This window comes from Bartonella sp. CE47NXGY (genome assembly GCF_042195415.1).
Lineage (GTDB): Bacteria > Pseudomonadota > Alphaproteobacteria > Rhizobiales > Rhizobiaceae > Bartonella.
On the sequence record NZ_JBHIOI010000289.1, the window covers coordinates 1 to 557 of the forward strand.

Below are 557 nucleotides of genomic sequence, written 5' to 3' on the forward strand. Positions count from 1 at the left end.
AAAAAACAAATCGTTCGACATCACATACCCCTCACAGCAAGCCCATTAAAGATCACACCCATAAGACAAAAAAACACACCCTACTTTAAGAACCAAGCCCCTAAAACACGCGCACACCTTGCTCCCTCACAAACAAAAGGAAGGGTAAATCCAAAAATGAATAAAAACACCCTCTCATCCGAGAACCAAAGCCAGCTCAACCCTAGATTCTCTGCTCCCAGACGGGTAAAAAAAAGAATTGGTGCCAAAATGCAGCAAAACAGCACAAAATTCAAAGCACGCAACGACCTCTGTAGCACCGTATCACCTTGCTCGCGTATAAAGAACCCCAAGAGCACTTTCAACAATAAAGACAAGAGCAAAACCTTTAAGAATACCGCCCTTATGCTATCCATATCCCTGACGCCCACAGCAGCGAACCACAGGATAAAGCCCATCATGCAACAAAACATGACCGCCTTTAAGAACACTTGCCCCGCCACAGGCATACTCTTGACGCCCAGATGCACCAAACCAAGGACAGTTGCAAAAATGCAAGAAAACACCGCCCCCTTCAA

General features: G+C 45.6%; 1 protein-coding gene. It reads right to left on the minus strand.

Annotated elements, in window-relative coordinates:
- Positions 1-80 precede the first annotated feature (80 nt).
- Entirely contained in the window at positions 81-395 is a 315-nt protein-coding gene (locus tag ACFIL3_RS11155; RefSeq protein ID WP_375682312.1) for a hypothetical protein, read from the minus strand.
- Positions 396-557 lie beyond the last annotated feature (162 nt).